This window comes from Nonomuraea thailandensis (assembly GCF_024172165.1).
In the GTDB taxonomy this organism is placed as follows: Bacteria; Actinomycetota; Actinomycetes; order Streptosporangiales; family Streptosporangiaceae; genus Nonomuraea; species Nonomuraea thailandensis.
This window is the reverse complement of sequence record NZ_JAMZEB010000002.1, coordinates 9,230,129-9,251,990: the sequence shown is the minus strand read 5'-3', so window position 1 is coordinate 9,251,990 and position 21,862 is coordinate 9,230,129. Positions and strand designations below refer to the sequence as shown.

Here is a 21,862-nt window from a genome sequence, read left to right as displayed (position 1 = left end):
CGTGGTGTCATGTTCTGCCGGAGCCGTCTTGACCGTACGAAGGCCCTTGCGTACGTTCCGTGCGAGGAGGCGGCCATGACCGAGCAGCCCAGCAGCAAGGGAGCCTGGCCCGATCTGCCCCCGGGCCCGTACGGCACTCCCTCACCCGACCTGGCCCGACGGCTCGCCGAGGCGCCGATGGAGGCGGCCACGATGCCGAGCGGCGACCGCATCCCCATGATCGTCCGGTACGCGGACGTACGCGGCCTGCTGGCCTCCCCGGCGAGCAGCCGGAACCTGCGCGAGCCCGGCCTGCCCAGGATGGTCAGCGGCAGGGCGCTGGACGACGATCCCGCGACGCTGAACAACCAGGACCCGCCGGAGCACACCCGCTACCGCCGCATCATGCACGGCGCGTTCACCCCCAGGCAGGCCGAGCGCTGGCGGCCGCGCGTCGCCGCCATCGCCGGCGAGCTGCTCGACGCGGCGGGCGAGGAGTTCGACCTGGCGGCCGACTTCGCGCTACTGCTGCCCGCGCGGGTGATCTGCGAGCTGCTCGGCGTGCCGATGGACCGCTTCGCCCAGGTACGCGAGTGGACCGACATGTTCCTGTCCACCGCCGACACCAGCGCCGAGGCCAGGGCCGAGGGGTACGCCGCGTTCATGGCCTACGCCGCCGAGCTCATCGCGCGGCACCGGGCCGAGCCGGGCGACGACCTGATCGACCTGCTCATCGCGGCGCGGGACGAGGGCGACAGGCTCAGCGAGGCCGAGCTGACCAACATGGTCTCCACGCTGATCTTCGCCGGGTACGAGACCACGGCCATGATGATCATACGAGGGGCCTTCCGGCTGCTGTGCCATCCCGGCCAGTACGCCGAGCTCGTGGCGCATCCGGAGCTGGTGGAGCCGGCGATCGAGGAGATCCTGCGGCACGAGGGGCCCGGCGCGCCCGGCATGCTGCGCAGGGTCACCGAGAGCGTCGAGACCTCCGGCGGCGCCGTCACGGCGGGCACGGTCGTGCTGCCCAACCTGTCGGCCGCCAACCACGACCCGTCGGTGTTCGCGGACCCGATGCGGTTCGACGTGCGCAGGTTCGCCCGCGACGTGCCCCACTCGCATCTGACCTTCGGCCACGGGCCGCATTTCTGCATCGGCGCGAACCTGGCCAGGATGGAGCTGCAGGAGGCGTTCCGCGCGCTGGTGACCCGGGCGCCCGGGCTGCGCCCGCAGGAGGACCTGGCGGCGGTGCGGTGGAACGACGACGCGTTCGCCTACCGGCCCCGGCGGCTGCTGGTCAAGGCGGGATGAGCGGGCGGGCCTACAGCTCGCCCAGCTCCCCGAGAGGCTTGGTCCAGTAGTCGCGGTCGAAGGGCCTGCCCTCCGCGATGGCGTCGGTGTCGGAGATGGCGCGGTGGGGGTCGGCGGCGATGTGCACGATGTCGTTGAAGGTCTTGAACGCCTGCTCGTCGCCGGGCTGCATCGCACAGGCGTGGATGCGGTCGTACCAGTACTTCTGCTCCTGCTCGATGCGGGGCAGGAGCTCGGCGCGGGTGAGGGTTCTGGCCTCCGCGATCGTCAGCCGTTCGAAGCTCGGCATGCAGCCATTCTGTCGCCCGCCGCCGGTGAGATGAAGAGCCCGGGGTGCGGCCTCAGCCCCGTACGCCGCACAGCAGGCGGTTGTTGCCCCGCTGCCAGAGCGTGCCGATCTCGGTGAAGCCCGCCTCGCGCAGCGCCTCCACGTGGTGCGACAGCAGGTGGGACTCCGAGCCGCGGTGGGCGGAGCCGGCCGTCGTCCTGGCCGCGTTGAGCGCGGCGAGGTCGGGGTCGGCCTCGATCGCGTCCCACCAGGACCGCCAGTCCTCCGGCGGGTTCTGGCCGAACACCCGCTCGGTCTCGAGGCGGTGCACCTCGTGCTCCAGCCGCGAGAGCGCGGGTGTGGTGTCCTCGGTGTCCATGTGGTCGCCGTTGAGCAGCAGGCCGCCGGGGCGCAGCACGGTGGCCAGCTCGGCGTACACGCCCTTCAGCTCGGGGCCGGAGATCCAGTGCAGCGCCGTGGTGCTGACGGCCGCGTCGACCTGGCGGCCGTCGAGGCCGAGCAGCCCGGTCCATCCGCTCGTGCGCAGGTCCGCCGAGACGAACGTGAGCTGCGGGTAGGCCGCCTGCCCCAGCCCGAGCAGCAGCGGGTCGGCGTCCACCGCGACCACCGTGGCATCGGGCAGCCGCTCCAGCAGCCGGGCGGACAACGAGCCGGGGCCGCACCCCAGGTCGACCACCACGGGGTCGGGCCGGCCGAGCGCCTCCACCGCGTCGATCAGGGCCGTGAAGCGTGCCTCACGGTCGGGCAGGTAGCCCTCCTGCTGGCGGTCCCAGCGCGCGATCCATTCCTGTGCGGCATCGTGGGTGAGCATGAACGCCCCCTGTAACTGTCATCTAAGATTTGGACAGTCACAACGTAGAACATGAAGGTGTAACCGGTCAATTGGACTACAACAGTCACACGGACATCGTGGTCAGAGTGGCGGTGTCGCTCGTCAACGAGCTGACCCCCGGCGAGCGGCGCGGGCGGCCCTTCCCCGTGCCGGTGGACGCCGGCGCCGCCGCCACCGCCGGCCTGCGCGCCGTCTACACCTCCTACCGCGAGGTCACCGCGTCCGAGGGGACCGAGCTGGCGCGGGTCGCCGCCCGCCTGCGTACGGTCTTCGCCGCGGTCGCCGCCGGCGACGTCGACAGCGCGGCGGGGGAGGTGAACGCGCTGCTGGAGGAGACGCACGCCAGGCCGATGCTCGAACGGCACGACGGCGAGCCCTGGCACCTGCACTTCCACGGCCGCGGCGGCACCATGGCGGGCGACTGGGCGGCGAGCTGCGCCACGGGGCTGGCGATCGTGCTGGGCAGCGAGTTCCACGACCGCCTGGGGGTCTGTACGGCGCCGCACTGCGACCGCGTCTACGTGGACGTCTCGCGCAACGGCACCCGCCGGTTCTGCTCCACGGCCTGCCAGGGCCGGGTGAAGACGGCCGCGTTCAGGGCCAGGACGAGGCCGGAGTGACAGGACGCGGCGCCGGGATGAGGCGCCGGGGTGAGGCGCCGGGGTGAGGCCGGACCGACAGGACGCGGGGCCGGGACGAGGTCAGGGTGACAGGACGCGGATCGGGGCGCCGTCGATGAAGGCGTCGATGTCCTCGACGGCCTCGCGGAAGTACGTGCCGTAGTTCAGCTCCGTCACGTAGCCGAGGTGCGGCGTGGCCAGCACGTTCGGCAGCGTGCGGAGCTCGTGCCCCTCGGGCAGCGGCTCCAGGTCGAACACGTCCAGCCCCGCCCCCGCGATCCGTCCCGCCCGCAGCGCCGCGGCCAGCGCGTCCTGGTCGACGATCGCCGCCCGCGCCGTGTTGATCAGGTAGGCGGTGGGCTTCATCAGCGCCAGCTCCCGCTTGCCGATGAGCCCCCGCGTCCGGTCGCCGAGCACGACGTGGACGGAGACGACGTCGGAGCCGGACAGCAGCGCGTCGAGGTCGGGGGCCAGGCGCGCGCCGGCGGCGGCGGCGCGTTCCTCGGTGAGGTGCGCGCTCCAGGCCACGACGTCCATGCCGAACGCCCGCCCGACCGCCGCCACCCGCTCACCGATCTTGCCCAGGCCGACCAGCCCGAGCGTGCGGCCGTGCAGGTCCGTGCCGATCGTGTGCTGCCAGGGCCCGCCTGCGCGCATGGCCGCCGACTCCGACACCAGGTGGCGGGTCAGGCCGAGGATGAGCGCCCAGGTCAGCTCGACCGGCGGCGTGGAGATGCTGCCGGTGCCGCAGACCGTGACGCCGTGCTCCCGCGCCGCCGCGAGGTCGATGGAGGCGTTGCGCATGCCGGTGGTGACGAGCAGGCGCAGGTTGGGCAGCCGGTCGAACAGCTCGGCGGGGAACGGCGTGCGCTCCCGCATGGCGACGACGATCTCGCAGTCGCGGATCGCGGCCACGAGGTCGTCCGGGCGGCCGAAGTGCTCGCGGAAGCTCTCCGCCCGCACCCGGGACCAGTCGGCCAGGCCGAGGGCCACGCCCTGGTAGTCGTCCAGCACGGCACATCGCAGCATGACCCCGGATCTTACGCCCCGCCCCGCGGGCATCGAGTAAGCCCTCTTACCGAAGGGAGGTTTTCCCCTTACCCCCGCGAACCGGGCGTCCCGCGCAACCGTGCGGAAGGGTGTCCTGAAGACCGATGGGAGAGGAATTCATCCCATGCGCAGACAACTGGCAGCAGCCGGCCTGGCCACCGCTGCCGCTCTCACCACCCTCGTCGCTCTCCCCGCCTCGGCCGACGCCGCCGCCTCCAACGCGCGGCGGGTCGCGATGAGCGGCAAGCAGGAGGTGCCCGGGCCGGGCGACCGCAACGGCTCCGGCGTGTTCGCCTACGAGGTGAGCCACGGGCGGCTGTGCTACGTCATCACCGCCCGCAAGATCAGGCCCGCCACCATGGCCCACATCCACCGGGGCAGGAAGGGCGTGGCCGGCCCGGTCGTCGTCACGCTCAAGGCGCCGTCGAAGGGCTTCGCACGAGGGTGCGTCAAGGCGGTCAGGCATCAGAACGCCAGGAACGCCGCCACCACGCTCACCTTCAGGGAGCTGCGCGGCATCGTGAAGTGGCCGCACCTGTACTACGTCAACGTGCACAACAAGAAGTTCCCGGCCGGCGCCATCAGGGGCCAGCTCGGGTAGAGCGCAGGACCGACCCCCTGCTCCAGCTCCCCGGTGTGCCCGGGGAGCTGGAGCCCGTTCAGTCGGCGGCCAGCCGCTCCGCCTCTTCGTGCAGCGCCTGGATCAGGACCAGCTCCAGCCGGAGCCGTTCGAGATCGGGCGCGACATCGTCCAGGACGTGCATGATCGGGCCTCCCTGAAAGTTTAGGACGCCCCATATGCCACAGAGGTTTACAACGCCTCAGGTTTCGCTCCTGAAACGTTCCCACGCGGACTGCCGCGTCATGCCGAGGGCGGCGCCGACCCGTTCCCAGCTGACGTCCCGGGAGCGGAGCTGTGCCACCCAGTCGCGTAGGTTGTCGTCCACCTGTGCCTGTACGGCGGCGATTTTCGGGAGATGTTCGAGGATTTGCTCGACGGACATGGTTTCCCAGGCGGGAAGCCGGGGTTCGGTGGAAGCGGCGAGTCGTTCCTGTTCGAGGATTTCCCCGCACAGCCCGACACATTCGTCACAAATGTGTACGCCGGGCCCGGCAATCAGCTTGTTCACGTCCCCGCTCTTCTTGTGACAGAAGGAGCAATGGAGGTTCTCTTTCCAGTCAGGCATGACCTGACGGTAGCTTCGTCAGGCCACACCTGACAACCCCTGGAGCCGATCCCGGTCCATGTGCGCCCGCAGAATCTCCTGCCGCTCCTCGTTGATCCTGCGGGACAACAACAGGTAGGCGCTCAACACCTGCCCGTACCTCTCGCGTGCCTGTTCAAGCTGGTCGCGCAGCAGGAGAACGCGCTCCCCGTCGCCGTGTCGCTCGGCCTCGGCCAGCAGCGCGCGAGCCTCGTCCACGATCTCTTCGGCCCGCGTCCTCGTGCGGCGCAGCACTGCGGAGCACTCGTGCAGCTCCGTCAGGCGCGCCGAGGAGACGATGAACTCAGCAGTGTGCACGGCCGAGCCGTCGGCCGTTCCGCTGCGGAGATCAGATCCCATTTCCCGCCACCTCCCGGTCAAGGTTGCCTAACTGTAGACGCGCAACTCCGGCGCCGGGATCACCGGAGGTGGGCGGTGGTGACGTAATGAACCCGGCGGAGATAAATCCTCTCCCGGGGAGGAAATCCTCCTCCCTGAAACTCATTCGGTGCCGATTGAATGAGGTATTTGGCGGAGATCCCGCTGCTTATCGGCGGAATGCCGCGAATCTCCAACGCCGGCAAAGCAGTGGGAAGAAGACGCCGCGATCGGCCCCCACGGGCACCCGCACTCGTCACATACTGAGACGGGACGACGGCGCTACGTGACTGTGGAGTGGTGGAGATGGGCGGGGCAGGCGACGGTGACGACACGGTCGACGTCAGCGTCGTGATCCCCGTCCACAACTGCCGGGACTTCCTCGACCGGTGTCTCACCTCCGCGCTCGTCCAGCGGGTGAAGAAGGAGATCGTCGTCGTGGACGACGGCTCCACCGACGGCAGCGGCGAGCTCCTCGACCTCTACGCCTCCTACCACCCGGACAGCGTCAAGGTCGTGCACATCGAGGCCAGCGGAGGCGCCGGCAGGCCGCGCAACGTCGGCATCGAGCACGCCACCGGCCGGTACGTCTTCTTCTGCGACGCCGACGACCACCTCGGCCCCGAGGCGCTCGAACGCATGGTCGCCGTGGCCGACCGCAACGACACCGACATCGTCCTCGGCAAGATCGTCGGCCACGGCCGGCGGGCGCCCGTGTCGATGTTCGCGCACAGCGCCGACCGGGTGGAGCTCGGTGACAGCAACGTCTACAACAGCCTGAGCTGCTTCAAGCTGTTCAGGAGGGAGCTGCTCGTCCGCCACCGCATCAGGTTCGGCGAGGGCATGCTGGTCGGGGAGGACATCCTCTTCACCGTGCACGCCTACTGCCACGCCCGGGCGATCTCCGTGGTGGCCGACCACGACTGCTACCACCTCGTCTCCAGGCCCGACGGCAGCAGCATCATGCAGCAGCCCGGCAGCCGGGACCCGCTGGCCTGGCTGGCCATGATCCGCGAGCCCATCCGGCTGATGGCCCGGCACGTCGAGCCCGGCCCGCTGCGCGACCACCTGCTGCGCAGGCACTTCAGGCTCGACGTCTTCACCCAGCTCGGGGCCGTGTTCCTGGACAGCGACGACGTGCGGCGCAAGGACATCGCCCGCGAGGTCGCCGCGTTGTGCGAGGAGTGGTACACCCCCGGCGTCCACGAGCGGCTCAACACCATCGACCGGCAGCGGGCCGGCGCCCTGGACGACATCGACCGCCTCATGCGCCTGGCCCGCATCGAGAGCGCCACCGTGCGGCGCCGGCTGACCGGGCTGCGCTGGGAGGGCGAGCACCTGGTGGTGACGGGCGCCGCCAGGCTCTCCGGGATCACCAGGGACGACGGCCTGGCCGTGGTGCTGCGCGCCAGGCACGACCCGGACAGGGAGCTGGTGGTGACGGCCGAGCGCAAGGGCGGCGAGTTCACCGCCAGGGTGGACGTCGGCAGGCTCGACTCCGGCATCTGGGACCTGCGGGTCGCGGTCGAGATCGAGGGGGTGATCCGGCTCGGCAGGCTCGGGGCCGACCGTGACAGCGGCCTCGGCAGGCCGCGGCCCCGGCTGGTCGGCGGCGTCGTGGCCCTGCCCTACTTCACCCGGGACAACGGCAACCTCAGCATCGACGTGGGCGGCCACGTGGTCGCGGTGCCCGGCACGGCGCGCCTGATCAGGATGCGCTGGGCGCTCGGCCACCGGCTGCTGATGGACGGCGAGGTCACCGTGGCCGGCACCACCCCGCCCGCCACGGCGGTCAAGCGGCTCGTGTGGCGGGAGCGGCGCACCGGGCGCGAACGCGCCGAACGCGTGATGGCGCTGCCCGGAGGCGGGTTCGCGGCCAGGCCGGCGGTCGGGAAGCTGGCGCCCGGCACCTGGGACGCCTACCTGGAGCTCGATCTGGGCGGGCCGCCCGCGCTGTTCAGGATCGAGACCGATACGGTGGCCGGGCCACGCCGATGGTGGGCGTCGGCCCTGTTCAGAAGCGTGCGGCCGTACGCGACCTCGGGCAAGGGGCGGCTGAGCGCGGTGGTGCGGCGGCTGACGGCCGAGAGCGTGGTCAAAAGAATTCTTCGGTAATTGCCATCTATGTGCAGGTGCAAGACGATGTCCTAAAGTAGGACCGTTTGTCCGTCCTCTTCTCGGACCCTCTTGCTGGAGGCAGCCGTGCACGTACCCGATGGCTTCTTCAACGCGGTGACATCCATATCGGCCGGGGTCGTCGCGGCCGCCGGCGTCGCCGTCTGCCTGCGCGGCGCGCGGCGCGAGCTCGACGACCGCACCGCCCCCATGGCCGGGCTCGTCGCGGCGTTCATCTTCGCCGTGCAGATGCTCAACTTCCCCGTCGCCGCCGGCACCAGCGGCCACCTGCTGGGCGGCGCGCTGGCCGCGATACTCGTCGGGCCGTACACAGGAGTGCTGTGCATGGCCGTGGTCCTGCTGGTGCAGGGCGTGTTCTTCGCCGACGGCGGGCTGACGGCGCTCGGCGTCAACATAACGATCATGGGCATCGTCACGGTGCTCGTCGGCTGGGGGATCTTCCGGCTGGTCACGACGATGGCCAGGGGGAAGGTCGTGGTGGCGGCGTTCCTGGCCGCGCTGATCTCGGTGCCGGCCTCCGCGCTGGTGTTCACGCTGCTGTTCTGGATCGGCGGCACCGCGCCGATCGAGGTCGGCACGGTGGCGGCCGCCATGGGCGGCGTGCACCTGCTGATCGGCATCGGCGAGGGCCTGATCACCGCGGTGACCGTCGGCGCCGTGCTGGCCGTGCGGCCCGACCTGGTGTACGGGGCCCGCGGCCTGGCCAAGCCGCTGGAGCTGCGCGGCACCGGAGGCACCACCACCGTCGTGCCCGAGGAGCGGCCGGTGACCACCGGTGGCGGGCTCAGGCCGTTCCTGCTCGGCGGCGTCGGCCTGACGCTGGTACTGGCCGGGGTCGTCTCCTTCTTCGCCTCCGGGGACCCCGACGGGCTGGAGGCCGTGGGCGAGAGCGAGGGCTTCCTCGCTCAGCAGGCCGACCACCTGTTCGGCCGGTGGGCTCTGGCCGACTACGGTGAGGTGGGCGGGATTCCCGTCGGCGTGGCCGGGATCCTCGGCGTCGGTCTGGTGTTGCTCATCGCCGGGGCCGTGGCCTGGGCCGCGCGCAACCGTGACAAGACAGCCGACAAGACCAGGGTGTGATTCGTGGGCGCTGGGCACCACCACCGGCTCTACCTGCCGGGCGAGTCGGTCGTGCACCGGCTGCCGCCGCAGTGCAAGCTGCTGGCGGTCTTCGCCTTCGCGCTCGTGGTCGTGGCCACGCCGCGCGAGCGGTTCTGGGCGTTCGCCGCGTACGCCGTCCTGCTGGGCGGCGTCGCGGTGGCCGCCAGGGTGCCGGGGACGTACGTGCTGCGGCGCATGGTGATCGAGGTGCCGTTCGTGCTGTTCGCCTTCCTCATCCCGGTGGTCGGGCTGGGGGAGCGGACCGAGGTGCTGGGGCTCTCGCTGAGCGTGCCCGGCCTCTGGGCGGCCTGGAACATCCTGGCCAAGGCCTCGCTGGGCGTGGTGGCGTCCATCCTGCTGGCGGCCACCACGGAGCCCCGGGCGATCCTGCTGGGGGCGCAGCGGCTGCGGCTGCCGAGCCTGCTGGTGCAGATCGCCATGTTCATGCTCAGGTACCTGGACGTGATCGTGGACGAGATGCGGCGGATGCGGGTGGCCAGGGAGTCGCGCGGCTTCGAGGCCCGCAACTTCCGGCACATCCCGGTGATCGCGCGGTCGGCCGGGGCGCTGTTCATCCGCTCGTACGAGCGGGGCGAACGCGTGCACCTGGCCATGCTCAGCCGCGGCTACTCGGGCCAGATGCCCGTCATCCAGGAGCTGCCCGCGTCGCCGGCCCACTGGGGGGCCGCACTCGCCCTGCCCGCCGTCGCCCTCGCCATCTTGGGACTAACGTGGTGAACTCTCTTGAAGTCCGGCAGCTCGCCTACGCCTATCCGGACGGCACCCAGGCGCTGTTCGGCGTGGACCTGACGATCGCCCGCGGCGAACGCGTGGCCCTGCTCGGCCCGAACGGCGCCGGCAAGACCACGCTGGTGATGCATCTCAACGGCATTCTCACCGCAGGGCACGGCAGTGTCACGGTGGCAGGCACGCCGGTGCGCAAGGACACCCTCAAGGAGGTCAGGCAGCGCGTCGGCCTGGTCTTCCAGGACCCCGACGACCAGCTCTTCATGCCCACGGTCCGCGACGACGTGGCCTTCGGCCCCGCCAACGCGGGCCTGCGCGCCCCGGAGCTGGACCGGGTGGTCGAGGGCGCGCTGGAGCGGGTGGGCATGCTGGAGGCCGCCGACCGGCCGCCGCACCACCTGTCGTTCGGGCAGCGGCGCAGGGTGGCGGTGGCGACGGTGCTGGCCATGGCGCCCGAGATCCTGGTGCTCGACGAGCCCTCGTCCAACCTCGACCCGGCCGCCCGCAGGGAGCTGGCGGAGATCCTGCGCTCCCTCGACGTGACGGTGCTGATGGTCACGCACGATCTGCCGTACGCGCTGGAGTTGTGCGAGCGCTCGCTCATCCTCTCCGGTGGCGTGATCGCCGCCGACGGTCCCACCCGCGACCTGCTCGGCGACGCCGACCTGCTGGCCCGGCACCGCCTGGAGCTGCCGTACGGCTTCGCGATCCCCGCCGTCTGAGCAAGCTGGCCTCCCAGGCAAGGGCATCGGCGGCGAGATGGGTAGAAACCCGGAGCATGGCTCTTGACGGGGCGTTTGGTACGCGTTTAGGCCCGCCTTGTTCTCCTGCATCCGACTTTTCGTAGTTTGTGCATGCCCGGTATCCGGGGATGTCGAAGTACAGTGGCTCATCGAGGAGGGGCCCATGAAGCTGCGGCTTGCGCGACACGCCCTGGGCGACGCCGTGGTGGTGGCCGTCGAGGGAGAGCTTGACCTGTTCACCGCGCCGTTCCTGCGTGACGAGGTGCGTGACGCCATCAAGCAGGACAGCGCGCGGCTCGTGCTCGATCTCCAGCAGCTCTCGTTCATGGACTCCAGCGGCCTGTCGGTGCTGATCGAGGCCTGGCGGCTGGCGACCGGAGAGGGCGGCGGCGTGTCCCTGGCGGCGCCGCAGGCGCCGGTGGCGCGCATCCTCCGCACGACGGGTCTCGACCGGCGGATCAAGGTGTACTCCGACGTGGACACCGCCGTGGGCGAGATTTAACCGCCCCCGAGTAGAACTTCATTCGGTCTGCGGGTTAGGGTCCGGCTATGGACGTGAACGGATCTGCAGCAATCATCTCCGGCGGTGCCAGCGGCCTCGGTGAGGCGACCGCCCGCCTGCTGGCCCAGGCAGGCGCCACCGTGGTCATCGCCGACCTCAACGAGGAGCGCGGCAAGGCCGTCGCCGACGAGATCGGCGGCGTCTTCGCCAAGACGGACGTCTCCGACGACGAGCAGGTGCAGGCGGCCGTGGACGCCGCCGTGGCCACCGGCAAGCCGCTGCGCGTGGTGGTCAACAGCGCCGGCATCGGCTGGGCAGAGCGCACGGTCAACCGTGACGGCAACCCGCACAACCCGGCCACCTACCGCAAGGTCATCGAGGTCAACCTGATCGGCACGTTCAACCTCATGCGCATCGGCGCCGCCGCCATCGCCAAGACCGAGGCGGCCGACGCCGACGGGCAGCGCGGCGTGGTGATCAACACCGCGTCCGTGGCCGCGCTGGAGGGGCAGACGGGGCAGCTCGCCTACTCGGCCTCCAAGGGCGGCATCGTGGGCATGACCGTGCCCGCGGCCCGTGACCTGGCCGCCATCGGCGTACGGGTGAACACCATCTGCCCCGGCATCATCGACACCCCCATCTACGGCTTCTCGCCCAACTCCGAGGAGTTCAAGGCGAAGCTGGTGGCGCCGGTGGTCTTCCCCAAGCGCATGGGCCGGGCCGACGAGTTCGCCCACCTGGTCAGGTCGCTCGTCGAGAACGACTACATGAACGCCGAGGTCATCCGCTTCGACGGCGGCATCCGCTTCCAGCCCAAGTAAGGCAGGTCCCGTGTCTGACGAAGTGCTCGTCGAAGAGTCCGGCAATGTGGCGATCCTCACCATCAACCGCCCCAAGGCCCGCAACGCCATCAACGGCGCGGTGGCGCGGGGCGTCGCCGAGGCGCTGGACGCGCTGGACGCCCGTCCCGACATCTCCGCCTACGTCCTGACCGGCGCCGGCGGCACGTTCTCCGCGGGCATGGACCTCAAGGGGTTCCTGTCCGGGGACTTCCCGGTGGTCAAGGGCCGCGGGTTCGGCGGGCTGACCGAGGCGCCGCCGAAGAAGCCGCTGGTGGCCGCCGTCGAGGGGTACGCCCTGGCGGGCGGGTTCGAGCTGGCGCTGGCCTGCGACGTCATCGTGGCCTCCTCGGAGTCGAAGTTCGGCCTGCCGGAGCCCAAGCGCGGGCTGGTGGCGGGCGCGGGCGGGATCATGCGGCTGCCGCGGCGGATCCCGTACCACGTGGCCATGGAGATGGCCCTGACCGGCGACCACTACGAGGCCGCCCGCCTGTACGAGCTCGGCCTGGTCAACCGGATCACCGAGCCGGGCGGCGCCCTGGAGGGCGCCCTGGAGCTGGCCAGGAAGATCGCCGCCAACGCCCCGCTGGCCCTCGCCGCGACCAAGAAGGTGGTCATCGAGTCGCAGGACTGGTCGCTGGAGGAGATGTTCGAGAAGCAGGGCGCGATCATCAACCCGGTCTTCGGCTCGAAGGACGCCATGGAGGGCGCCGCCGCTTTCGCCGAGAAGCGCGCGCCCCAGTGGAAGGGCGAATGACCAGGAAGGTCGGATGACCGTCCCCCTCCCGTCCTGCCCAAGGAACGGGAGGGGTCTCCTTTAGCGCGCGCATAGCTCCGCACGGATACGGTAAAGAAAGAGGAGACAAGTTACCGGGAGAGCGCATGAGCGACTATTCGGGTTCCAGGTTCGAGTCGGCCAAGCGCGGTGCCGGAGCGCTCCTCTCCGGCGCGCTCAGCGCGTTGATCATCGTGGTCGGCATGGTCGCCGTCATGTGGGTGGTCGAGGGCGTCGACTTCTTCGTGGGCGGTGCGCTCGACTACCAGTTCGGCATCGTCGGCTGGGATCCTGACGGCCTGGTGGGCATCCTGTTCGCGCCCTTCCTGCACGGCGGCTTCGGCCATCTGATGGCCAACTCGGTGCCGCTGCTGGTGCTGGGCTTCCTGGCCGGGCTGCGTGACCTGCGCAAGTTCCTCTGGGCCACCGTGCTGATCATCTTCATCGGCGGCCTGGGCACCTGGGTGACCAGCCCCGCGGTCCTGACGATCGGGGCGAGCGGGCTGGTGTTCGGCTACTTCGGCTACATCCTGGCCCGCGGCCTGTTCGACCGCCGGCTCCTCGACATCGTCATCGGCATCGGCGTGGGCATCGCGTACTGGGGGATCCTGGCGGGCCTGCTGCCGAACCAGCAGGGCATCTCGTGGCAGGGGCACCTGTTCGGGCTCGTCGGCGGCGTGGTGGCCGCCTGGGTGCTGCGCCGCAGGCCGCGGCGCGAGGTGGCGCCGGCCAACCCGTACTCGTTCTGATAAGAAATGTCCAACTTTCTCCCTACATCGGGTCCTTAGCCCGAACGCGGGCAGGCGTCGGTCAGAGCTGCTGAAGGAACGGGAGCGCTGACCATGTCGAACAAGTTGCGCATTGCCTTTGCCCTGCTCGCCGGGTACTTCCTCGGCCGGCGCCGTAAGCTGCGCATGGCCGCGGCGCTGGCCGCGGCCGGGCTGGCCGGCCGGGCACGCGGGGGCAAGGGCGGGGGCGGCAGTGGCGGTGGCCTGCTGTCCCAGGGGATCAAGACCCTCACCTCCTCCGCGGACGTGGCGCCGATCGTCGATCGCCTGCGCGGAGATCTCCTGGAGGTCGGCAAGGCGGCGGCGGTAGCCGCGGCCGGCAGGCAGATCGACTCCCTGAGCGACAAGCTGCACGAGCGCGCCGAGGCCATGCGGGCGCCGGGGCAGAAGCCCGGCGACGACTCCGACCGGGCGGGCGCGCCACAAGGCGAGCAGGACGGGGCGGAGGAGCCCGAGGACACCGCGGAGGACACCGCCGCGGGCACCACGGAGGACACCGCCGAGGGCGAGGACGAGGACTACGGCGAGGAGCCGGAAGCGGAGGCTCGGGAGCCGGAAGCGCGCGAGAGGACCCAGCGGCGACCCCGCATGCTGCGGCGGACCCGCCGGGCGATGAGGGGGAGCGACCATGGCTGAGGCAGAAGCAGGCCGAGCAAGGAGATTGGCCCAGGCGGCGGGCCGAGCCGGGACGGGAACGGCCAGGAGGGCCGCCGGCGCGGGCAGCGGCCTGGCCGCCGCGGCGAAGAACACGGAGGAGCAGGCGGCCTCCGCGGCGAACACCGCGGCGAACACCGCGGCCGAACAGGCGGCCAATGAGCAGAAGGGCGCCGGTGGACGCGCGATCGGCGCGGCGAAGGGAGCGGCCGGAGGGCTGGCCGGCGCCGCGAAGGGGACCACGCGAGCGGTGGCCGGCGTGGCGAAGGAGGCCGGGCAGGAGATCGTCAAGAACCTGCCCACGGACCGGCTCAAGCAGGAGGCGCAGAACCTGCTGCACGCCGCGGCGGGCCGGGCGCTCGCCCGCGCCGAGAACAAGCTCGAAGGGCTGACCGGCCGTCTGTCCGACTACGCCGGGGGCAAGGGATCCAGCCTGCTGGGCGCGGTGACCGGCTCCGGTGGCGACAAGCCGGGCATGGTGAGCGGAGCCATCAAGGGCGGCCTCACGGGCGGCCTCACCGGCGGCCTGAAGGGCGGTCTCAAGGGCATCATGCAGAAGCTCACCGGCAAGGGAGGCGACAAGGGGAACCGGAAGATCACCAACATCATCGAGTCGATCGACATCGGTGCTCCGCGGCGCCTGGTCTACAACCAGTGGACCCAGTTCGAGGACTTCCCGTCGTTCATGAAGAAGGTCGAGAACGTCAAGCGGGAGTCGGACCAGGAGTCCACGTGGAAGGCCCAGGTCTTCTGGTCGCACAGGAACTGGAAGGCGCACGTCGTCGAGCAGCTTCCCGACCAGCGGATCATCTGGAGGTCCGAGGGCCCGAAGGGGTTCGTGAACGGCGCGGTGACCTTCCACGAGATCACCGACGACCTCACCCGCGTCCTGGTGGTGCTGGAGTACCACCCGCAGGGCCTGTTCGAGCGCACCGGCAACCTGTGGCGTGCCCAGGGGCGCCGCGCGCGGCTGGAGCTCAAGCACTTCAGGCGGCATGTGATGGCGCACCTCCTCCTGCACCCCGACGACGTGGGCGACGGCTGGCGCGGGGAGATCCGCGACGGCGAGGTCGTGAAGGACCACGAGACGGCGATGGACGAGGAGCGCGCGGCCGCCGAGCAGGAGGAGCCCGAGGAAGAAGAGGACTACGAGGAGGAAGAGCCCGAAGAGGAGGAGGGCGAGGAGCCCGAGGAGGAAGAGGAGCCCGAGGAGGAAGAGGAAGAGGAAGAGGAAGAGGAGCCCGAGGAGGAAGAGGACGAGTACGAGGAGGACGAGGAGCCGGAGGAAGAGTACGAGGACGAGGAAGAAGAGGAGGAGGAGCCCGTCCCCGCGCGTGGCGCTTCCCGCCCTCGGACCCGTTAGAGGTGGGAGCGCGTGTGCTCGGCCGGTGACGTGGACAACAACCGGTCGATGTAGGCGAGGCCCACGGCCGACGCCACGAACGCCAGATGCATCAGCGTCTGCCACATGATCTTGTCGTTGGGCGTGCTCTGTGCCCGGATGAAGGTCTGCAGCAGGTGCACCGACGAGATCCCGATGATGGCCGTGGCCAGCTTGACCTTGAGCACGTTCGCGTTGACGTGGGAGAGCCACTCGGGCTCGTCGGGGTGGTCGTTGAGGTCGATGCGCGAGACGAACGTCTCGTAGCCCCCGATGATCACCATGATCAGCAGGTTCGAGATCATCACCACGTCGATGAGGGCCAGCACCGTGAGCATGACCACGACCTCGGGCGAGGGAGCCCCGGCTGCGGCCGGGGCGTCGCCGTGCAGGAACACGGTCTCGATGAGGTGCCACAGCTCCAGCGCGAACTGGTAGACGTACACGGCCTGGGCCACGATGAGCCCGAGGTAGAGGGGAACCTGGAGCCAGCGGCTGGCGAACATCAGGTAACCGAGGCTCTTCGGCCGGGCGCTGCCCTGGCCGAATAAGGGCTTAGCGGACAAGAATGTTTCCTGGTCGTCGAGCCGGAGGGGATGGCGAGGCGGGCGACCCGAGCTCATGCCGGAAGCGCCGACGGCCGGCACCGACGGACTGCCGGTGCCGGCCGGATTTGTCTGGAGCGAGGCTAGAGGCGCTCGACCACGTAGTCGACGCAGGCCGTCAGCGCCTCGATGTCGGCCGGGTCGATGGCCGGGAACATCGCGACGCGCAGCTGGTTGCGGCCGAGCTTGCGGTACGGCTCGGTGTCGACGATGTCGTTGGCGCGCAACACCTTGGCCACGGCGGCGGCGTCGACGGAGTCGCTGAAGTCGATCGTGCCGACCACCTGGGAGCGGAACTCCGGAGCGGCGAACGGCGTGGCGTAGGCCGACTTCTCCGCCCAGGTGTAGAGGCGCTGGCTGGACTCGGCGGTGCGGGCGGTGGTCCAGGCCAGGCCGCCGTTGCCGTTCATCCAGTCGAGCTGGTCGGCCAGCAGGAACAGCGTGGCGACCGCCGGGGTGTTGTAGGTCTGGTCCTTGCCGGAGTTGTCGATCGCGACCGGCAGGCTGAAGAACTCGGGCACGAACCGGCCGCTCGCGGCGATCTCCTCGACCCTGGCCAGGGCACGCGGCGACATGATCGCGATCCACAGGCCGCCGTCGGAGGCGAAGCTCTTCTGCGGCGCGAAGTAGTAGACGTCGGTCTCGGCGATGTCGACGGGCAGGCCGCCGGCGCCGGAGGTGGCGTCGACGAGCACCAGCGAGTCGTCGGAGCCGATGCGCTTGATCGGCATGGCGACGCCGGTCGAGGTCTCGTTGTGGGTGAGCGCGTAGGCGTCGACGCCGTCCTCGGCGACCGCCTCGGGGTAGGTGCCGACCTCGGACTTGATCACGCTCGGCTCGGCCAGCCAGGGCGCCTTCTTGGTGACCGTGGCGAACTTCGAGGAGAACTCGCCGAACGACAGGTGCTGGGACTTCTCGCGGATCAGCCCGAAGGCGGCGATGTCCCAGAACGCGGTGGTGCCGCCGTTGCCCAGCACCACCTGGTAGCCCTCCGGCAGCGAGAACAGGTCGGCGAGACCGGAGCGTACGCGGCCGACCAGGTTCTTGACCGGCTTCTGGCGGTGCGAGGTGCCCATGAGGCTCGCGCCGGAGGCGGCGAGCGCGGCCAGTTGCTCGGTGCGAACCTTCGAGGGCCCGCAGCCGAAGCGGCCGTCGGCGGGCTTGATGTCAGCGGGAATCACGATGTCAGCCACGTAACGGAGCCTACCGACCTGCGCGTAATGGCTTGCACTCGGTCCGGACTTTGAGACCGCTGGAACTTTCACCGCCCGCGCCAGGTCAGCGGCCCGTCCCTGACCGGAGACTTGACTAAACGCTCAGGAAATCCCACTTTCCAGGCAAGTCGCATGAGGCGTTGATGGCCATGGAAGACGCTGACGTCCTCACCGCCAGAGAGCTGGAGATCCTCTCCCTGACCGGTTCAGGCCACAGTGCCCAGGAGATCGCGGATCGGCTGCGGCTCTCGCGCTGCGCCGTGGAGAACCACAGGCGGCGCATCTACCGCAAGCTCGGGGTGGCGGGCCAGGGGCAGGCCGTCTTCCGCGGGCTCGGCCTGCTGGAGCCCGCCGGCAGGGCGTACGTGGAGCGGGAGCGGGGCAGGGAGCTGGTCGTCCTGCACGCCAGGTGCCCGATCGCGGGCGAGGTGGTGACGCGGGCGATGATCGGGGCGGGGCGGGCGCTGGCGGCCGTGCGGGGGCCTCTGCCGTACGACGAGGAGATGGCGGGCGGCCGGCTCACGGCGGTGCTCGTGGACCCCGTGGAGGCCGACTGGGCGCTGCCCGGGCGGCTCGGGGCGCGGGCGATCGCCGTGCCGTCGGCGCCGCCTGGGCCGTGCGTGGTGACCGACGCCGTGGCGCGTGGCGCGCACGCGGTGTTGTGGCTGGGGGACGTGCCCGGCCACCTGTGCGCGGTGCTGGACCTGGTGGCGCGGGAGTACCTGGTGGTCGGGGCGGGCATGGTGCGGCGGCTCGGGCCCGCGCCGCGGCTCACCGAGCGCGAGGCCGAGGTGCTGGCCTCGATCGCGCGCGGCGACAGCATCAAGCAGACCGCCCGCCTGCTCGGCATCGCGGGCAAGACCGTGGAGAGCACCAGGGCCAGGCTGTTCGTGAAGCTCGGCGCCCGCAACCGGTCCGAGGCGCTGACCATTGCCCACCGCGTGGGCCTGCTGCCGCCGGGGCCGCCGGGCGGGCGGCCCCGGCGCAGGATCACTGGCCTCGGCTCGCCGGATCGACCCGGGCGAAGGTGAGCAGGTCCACCATCCTGAAGTCGCCCGCCGGGCCCGAGCGCCGCGGCAGCGTGGGCCGCCAGGACGGGTTCGTGCTCAGGAACGAGGACGGGTCGAGCTGCAGCAGCCCGACGAAGACCTCGCCCACGATCCGCGCGCCCACGCCGGCCAGCCTGAGGCCGCCGGCCAGGACCTCGGCCTCCTTGAGCACGTAGTACCAGAGCGGGGTGCTGGAGGGCAGCCCGTGCCCGATCGACTGCAGCTCGGGGAAGTGCTGCGCCTCCAGGGACTGCACGCCGATGGCCCGTGCGATGTTCTGCCCGGACGGCAGCGACCAGGTGATGTGCCGCAGCAGGTTGCGCTGCGCCAGCGAGGTCGGCGGGTCCGCGGACGGGATCGCGGCCAGCGGCAGGTTGAACAGCGGCGTGGACAGCTTGGTGTCGATGCGCTTGTTCGGCCGCACCTCGCCGTCGCCGAAGTCGAAGAACGTCTGCCAGCCGATGAACCGCCTGGCCGCCCTGGCCCCGCCGCGCAGGTCCACCGGGTCGGCCTGGCCCTGACCCGCGGGGTCGAAGATGAAGCCGAAGAACGGCGTGCCGTCCGGGTTGCCCGCGAGGTTGGCCCGGTACGACGGCCGCACCATGCTGTGCCCGAACCGGTAGGCCGCGCCCTGGAACTCGACGGGGATGAACTGCTGCCCTGCCACCGGCCGGTAGAAGCGCCGCCCGTTCCTGAGGATGTCGTCGACCACGCTCTGGCCGATGATCTGCGGCAGGAACTCCCGCAGCACCAGCCACTGGTAGTGCCACCTGACCTGCTGCCTGGCGGCCTCGAACACGTTGCCCTGCTGGCCCGCCGCCCGCAGGTGGTCCACGACCCGGTTGTGGAAGCGCAGGAACGCCGCGTGCATGCCGCTGATCATGAGGTTCTCGTCGTTGCGGGGATCGGGGATGATCGCCGTACGGTTGGCCCTGCGGGGCACGTCCTCGAACCGGCCGCCGCTCTCCACACGGAGCTTGGCGGTGTCCGCGGGGTCGTAGAACTGCGGATCGGAGGCGGGGCCGCGGGCGTAGACGGTGTCGAGGTCGAAGCCGGGCGTCCTGAGGTTGGGCGACTGCTCGGGCGCGGTCGGCACGCCCAGGGGAGAGTCCCGGTCGAAGGTCATGTCGTGGTCGATGAACTGGCCGAAGAACGTCGTGCCCGCCGTGTGGGTGGCGTTGTCGAGGTTGTTCGGGCTGAGCTCGGGGTTGGTGATCAACCGGATCGGGCCCTCCTGCAGCGGGTCCCTGGCGTCGGCCAGGCCGCCGGGGCGGCCCATCTCCATCAGCGCGGACCTCAGGCTGGGGGCGTTGAAGTCGGCGAACGGGGCCAGGCTGAAGACCCGTCCGAACCGGTCGGGGGAGGTCGCCAGGCCTCCCGCGCGTGCCGTGACGACCTTGGCGAGTGCCTCTGCGGGGGTGAGCGTCAGTGCGGCGGCTCCGGCGCCTACGCCGGTGAGGAAGCCGCGCCTGGTTAAGCCGGATGTGGGCTCCATGACGTGCTCCTTACTGACCCTCACACCGGAGGAGGGCAGGCGCGCGCAGAACGTCATACCTGCTCGTGGGAGGGCCGAGGGTGCCTGCCGCCAGGCTGAGCCTCTGACCGGAGACGGTCAAGGAACCACTTTCCCCTAGGGTCTTTCGTCCCCGGGAACGCGAAACGGCTACCGCCACGGCCCGTCCTGGTGAAAAAGGGGCCGCGCGGTAGCCGCAACACGGAATCAGTACTTGCCGACGACCTCGTCGGCGCCATCGAGCTCGCTGAGTGGGCGCGAGGTGGGACCGGTGTAGATGGCGCTCGGGCGGACCAGCCTGCCCGTGCGCTTCTGCTCCAGGATGTGCGCGGCCCAACCGGCCGTGCGGGCGCAGGTGAACATCGAGGTGAACATGTGGGAGGGCACCTCGGCGAAGTCGAGCACCACGGCGGCCCAGTACTCCACGTTGGTGGCCAGCACGCGGTCGGGCTTGCGGGCGTGCAGCTCCTCCAGCGCGGCCTGCTCCAGCGCCGCCGCGACCTCGTAGCGAGGCGCGTCGAGCTCCTTGGCCGTACGGCGGAGCACGCGGGCGCGCGGGTCCTCGGCGCGGTAGACGCGGTGGCCGAAGCCCATGAGACGGTTGCCCTTGTCGAGCTCGCTCTGGACGTACTTCTTGGCGTCGCCGAGCTGCTCGACGCCCTCGATCATGTGCAGCACCCGGGCCGGCGCGCCGCCGTGCAGCGGGCCGGACATGGCGCCGACGGCGCCGGAGAGCGCGGCGGCCACGTCGGCGCCGGTGGAGGCGATGACGCGGGCGGTGAACGTCGAGGCGTTCATGCCGTGCTCGGCGGCCGAGGTCCAGTAGGCGTCGATGGCCTTGACGTGCTTGGGATCAGGCTCACCGCGCCAGCGGATCATGAAGCGTTCGACGATGGTCTTGGCCTCGTCGACCTTGCTCTGCGGCACCATCGGCAGGCCGAGGCCGCGCGCGGACTGCGCCACGAACGACAGGGCCATGACGGAGGCGCGGGCGAGCTGGTCGCGGGCCTCCTCGTCGCTGATGTCGAGCAGGGGCTTGAAGCCGTAGGCAGGGGCCAGCATCGCCAGCGCGCTCTGCACGTCTACACGGATGTCACCGGAGTGGACAGGAATGGGGTACGGCTCCGCCGGGGGCAGGCCCGGCTGGAACTGATTGTCGACCAGCAGGCCCCAAACGTGCCCGAACGGGACACGGCCGACCAGCTCTTCGATGTCGACGCCCCGGTATCGAAGGGCGCCCCCTTCTTTGTCCGGTTCCGCGATCTCGGTCTCGAAAGCTACGACGCCTTCGAGCCCGGGTTTGAAGTCGGACATACTCGGCCGCCTCCCTTTCTTGCCATGTTTCGGCAACGCGATGCCTTGATGTCGAGATACCGGCGGGTCAATTTAACCCCCTCCCAGCTCATGCTCGGTCTCGGGACCCGCCGTTCAGGCAAACCCGCTGGTCGGGAGCGGTGCATGGGATCTACCACGCAAGCGCGCAAGAATATCGTCTCGTGGATGCCACCCCGCGCCCGCCCACGCTGGCGGGGCTTCGCCGTACGTACGAGGGCGAGCCGTTGCTCGAATCAGACCTCGCGTCCGACCCCATCGCGCAGTTCACCACCTGGTTCCAGGACGCGCTCGAAGCCGGCCTGCCGGAACCCAACGCCATGATCCTGGCCACCGCCTCCGCCGGCGGCCGCCCGAGCGCCAGGACGGTCCTGCTCAAGGGCTACGACGAACGCGGATTCGTCTTCTACACCAACTACGAGTCGCGCAAGGGCCGCGACCTGGCCGAGAACCCGCGCGCCTCCCTGCTGTTCCCCTGGCACCCGGTACGCCGCCAGGTGCGCATCGAGGGCACTGTGACGAGGATCTCCCACGCGGAGTCGGCGGAGTACTACGACTCGCGCCCGTACGGCTCGCGCATCGGTGCCTGGGCATCGCGGCAGTCGGCCGTCGTGCGTTCCCGGGAGGAGCTGGACGCCCGGTACGAGGAGCTGGCGGCCCGCTGGCCGGAGGATCCGCCGGTGCCCGACTTCTGGGGCGGTTTCCGGGTCACCCCGGTCGAGGTGGAGTTCTGGCAGGGGCAGCTCGACCGGATGCACGATCGGCTGCGCTACCGGCGGACACGACCCGGATGGGTTCTGGAGAGGCTTGCCCCTTAAT

Annotated in this window: 24 protein-coding genes; 15 read left to right on the top strand and 9 right to left on the bottom strand. The window is 70.6% G+C overall.

Annotation, left to right across the window (positions count from 1 at the left end):
• The first annotated feature begins 75 nt into the window (after positions 1–75).
• Positions 76–1,290 carry a cytochrome P450 gene (locus HD597_RS46355; protein WP_253752961.1) on the top strand — a complete coding sequence of 405 codons (1,215 nt, stop codon included), beginning with the start codon at positions 76–78 and terminating at the stop codon, positions 1,288–1,290.
• A 10-nt stretch (positions 1,291–1,300) separates the two neighbouring features.
• Here HD597_RS46355 and HD597_RS46350 read toward each other — a convergent pair whose 3' ends face one another.
• Positions 1,301–1,579 (bottom strand): hypothetical protein, encoded by a 279-nt coding sequence (locus HD597_RS46350; protein WP_253752953.1) that lies wholly within the window; start codon positions 1,577–1,579, stop codon positions 1,301–1,303.
• Between the two features lie 52 nt (positions 1,580–1,631).
• Positions 1,632–2,390 (bottom strand): class I SAM-dependent methyltransferase, encoded by a 759-nt coding sequence (locus HD597_RS46345; RefSeq protein ID WP_253752951.1) that lies wholly within the window; start codon positions 2,388–2,390, stop codon positions 1,632–1,634.
• A gap of 71 nt (positions 2,391–2,461) precedes the next feature.
• On the opposite strand from HD597_RS46345, the gene HD597_RS46340 reads away from it, so the two are divergent.
• Complete coding sequence (locus HD597_RS46340; protein WP_253752949.1) at positions 2,462–3,031, top strand: CGNR zinc finger domain-containing protein; 570 nt, start codon at positions 2,462–2,464, stop codon at positions 3,029–3,031.
• 81 nt (positions 3,032–3,112) lie between these two features.
• Here the strand turns inward: HD597_RS46340 and HD597_RS46335 are convergent, their stop codons facing one another.
• On the bottom strand, positions 3,113–4,060 hold the full coding sequence (locus tag HD597_RS46335; protein ID WP_253752947.1) for a D-2-hydroxyacid dehydrogenase family protein: 948 nt from the start codon (positions 4,058–4,060) through the stop codon (positions 3,113–3,115).
• 145 nt (positions 4,061–4,205) lie between these two features.
• Here HD597_RS46335 and HD597_RS46330 point away from each other — a divergent pair, with 145 nt between their 5' ends.
• Complete coding sequence (locus HD597_RS46330; RefSeq protein ID WP_253752945.1) at positions 4,206–4,682, top strand: CHRD domain-containing protein; 477 nt, start codon at positions 4,206–4,208, stop codon at positions 4,680–4,682.
• A 220-nt stretch (positions 4,683–4,902) separates the two neighbouring features.
• On the opposite strand, the gene HD597_RS67080 is transcribed toward HD597_RS46330, so the two are convergent.
• On the bottom strand, positions 4,903–5,268 hold the full coding sequence (locus tag HD597_RS67080) for a ClpX C4-type zinc finger protein (protein WP_276083195.1): 366 nt from the start codon (positions 5,266–5,268) through the stop codon (positions 4,903–4,905).
• Positions 5,269–5,286: 18 nt separating this feature from the next.
• Positions 5,287–5,646, bottom strand: a complete 360-nt coding sequence (locus tag HD597_RS46320) for a hypothetical protein (protein ID WP_253752944.1) — start codon at positions 5,644–5,646, stop codon at positions 5,287–5,289.
• Positions 5,647–5,970: 324 nt separating this feature from the next.
• Between HD597_RS46320 and HD597_RS46315 the strand changes: the two genes are divergently transcribed.
• The 10 genes from HD597_RS46315 to HD597_RS46270 all read left to right on the top strand — a co-directional run bounded on the left by HD597_RS46315 (position 5,971) and on the right by HD597_RS46270 (position 15,312).
• Positions 5,971–7,779, top strand: coding sequence for a glycosyltransferase family 2 protein (locus HD597_RS46315; protein ID WP_253752943.1), 1,809 nt, complete (start codon positions 5,971–5,973; stop codon positions 7,777–7,779).
• An 87-nt stretch (positions 7,780–7,866) separates the two neighbouring features.
• Entirely contained in the window at positions 7,867–8,880 is a 1,014-nt protein-coding gene (locus tag HD597_RS46310; RefSeq protein ID WP_253752942.1) for an energy-coupling factor ABC transporter permease, read from the top strand.
• Positions 8,881–8,883: 3 nt separating this feature from the next.
• Positions 8,884–9,639, top strand: coding sequence for a cobalt ECF transporter T component CbiQ (gene cbiQ / locus HD597_RS46305; protein ID WP_253752941.1), 756 nt, complete (start codon positions 8,884–8,886; stop codon positions 9,637–9,639).
• Positions 9,633–10,370, top strand: a complete 738-nt coding sequence (locus HD597_RS46300; protein ID WP_372513564.1) for an energy-coupling factor ABC transporter ATP-binding protein — start codon at positions 9,633–9,635, stop codon at positions 10,368–10,370. The genes cbiQ and HD597_RS46300 overlap by 7 nt, the downstream gene beginning before the upstream one ends.
• A 184-nt stretch (positions 10,371–10,554) precedes the next feature.
• Positions 10,555–10,893: an STAS domain-containing protein gene (locus HD597_RS46295; RefSeq protein ID WP_148442055.1), complete on the top strand. Its 339-nt coding sequence runs from the start codon at positions 10,555–10,557 to the stop codon at positions 10,891–10,893.
• 47 nt (positions 10,894–10,940) lie between these two features.
• On the top strand, positions 10,941–11,714 hold the full coding sequence (locus HD597_RS46290) for an SDR family NAD(P)-dependent oxidoreductase (protein WP_253752939.1): 774 nt from the start codon (positions 10,941–10,943) through the stop codon (positions 11,712–11,714).
• 10 nt (positions 11,715–11,724) lie between these two features.
• Positions 11,725–12,489: a crotonase/enoyl-CoA hydratase family protein gene (locus HD597_RS46285; RefSeq protein ID WP_253752938.1), complete on the top strand. Its 765-nt coding sequence runs from the start codon at positions 11,725–11,727 to the stop codon at positions 12,487–12,489.
• Between the two features lie 125 nt (positions 12,490–12,614).
• On the top strand, positions 12,615–13,256 hold the full coding sequence (locus HD597_RS46280; protein ID WP_253752937.1) for a rhomboid family intramembrane serine protease: 642 nt from the start codon (positions 12,615–12,617) through the stop codon (positions 13,254–13,256).
• A gap of 93 nt (positions 13,257–13,349) precedes the next feature.
• Positions 13,350–13,931 (top strand): hypothetical protein, encoded by a 582-nt coding sequence (locus HD597_RS46275; RefSeq protein ID WP_253752936.1) that lies wholly within the window; start codon positions 13,350–13,352, stop codon positions 13,929–13,931.
• A complete protein-coding gene (locus HD597_RS46270; protein WP_253752935.1) occupies positions 13,924–15,312 on the top strand; it encodes an SRPBCC family protein in 1,389 nt (462 codons plus the stop codon). The genes HD597_RS46275 and HD597_RS46270 overlap by 8 nt, the downstream gene beginning before the upstream one ends.
• Here the strand turns inward: HD597_RS46270 and HD597_RS46265 are convergent.
• Positions 15,309–15,896, bottom strand: coding sequence for a TIGR00645 family protein (locus HD597_RS46265; RefSeq protein WP_253752934.1), 588 nt, complete (start codon positions 15,894–15,896; stop codon positions 15,309–15,311). The genes HD597_RS46270 and HD597_RS46265 overlap by 4 nt on opposite strands.
• Before the next feature lie 122 nt (positions 15,897–16,018).
• Entirely contained in the window at positions 16,019–17,128 is a 1,110-nt protein-coding gene (gene serC / locus HD597_RS46260; RefSeq protein WP_253752933.1) for a phosphoserine transaminase, read from the bottom strand.
• A gap of 170 nt (positions 17,129–17,298) precedes the next feature.
• On the opposite strand from serC, the gene HD597_RS46255 reads away from it, so the two are divergent.
• Positions 17,299–18,180, top strand: coding sequence for a LuxR C-terminal-related transcriptional regulator (locus tag HD597_RS46255; protein ID WP_253752932.1), 882 nt, complete (start codon positions 17,299–17,301; stop codon positions 18,178–18,180).
• Here the strand turns inward: HD597_RS46255 and HD597_RS46250 are convergent.
• Together HD597_RS46250 and HD597_RS46245 are read right to left on the bottom strand one after the other, a co-directional pair.
• Positions 18,140–19,693: a peroxidase family protein gene (locus HD597_RS46250; RefSeq protein ID WP_253752931.1), complete on the bottom strand. Its 1,554-nt coding sequence runs from the start codon at positions 19,691–19,693 to the stop codon at positions 18,140–18,142. The genes HD597_RS46255 and HD597_RS46250 overlap by 41 nt on opposite strands.
• 225 nt (positions 19,694–19,918) lie before the next feature.
• Complete coding sequence (locus HD597_RS46245; RefSeq protein ID WP_253752930.1) at positions 19,919–21,025, bottom strand: citrate synthase 2; 1,107 nt, start codon at positions 21,023–21,025, stop codon at positions 19,919–19,921.
• Positions 21,026–21,207: 182 nt separating this feature from the next.
• Here HD597_RS46245 and pdxH point away from each other — a divergent pair, with 182 nt between their 5' ends.
• Positions 21,208–21,861, top strand: a complete 654-nt coding sequence (pdxH, locus tag HD597_RS46240; protein ID WP_253752929.1) for a pyridoxamine 5'-phosphate oxidase — start codon at positions 21,208–21,210, stop codon at positions 21,859–21,861.
• Position 21,862 lies beyond the last annotated feature (1 nt).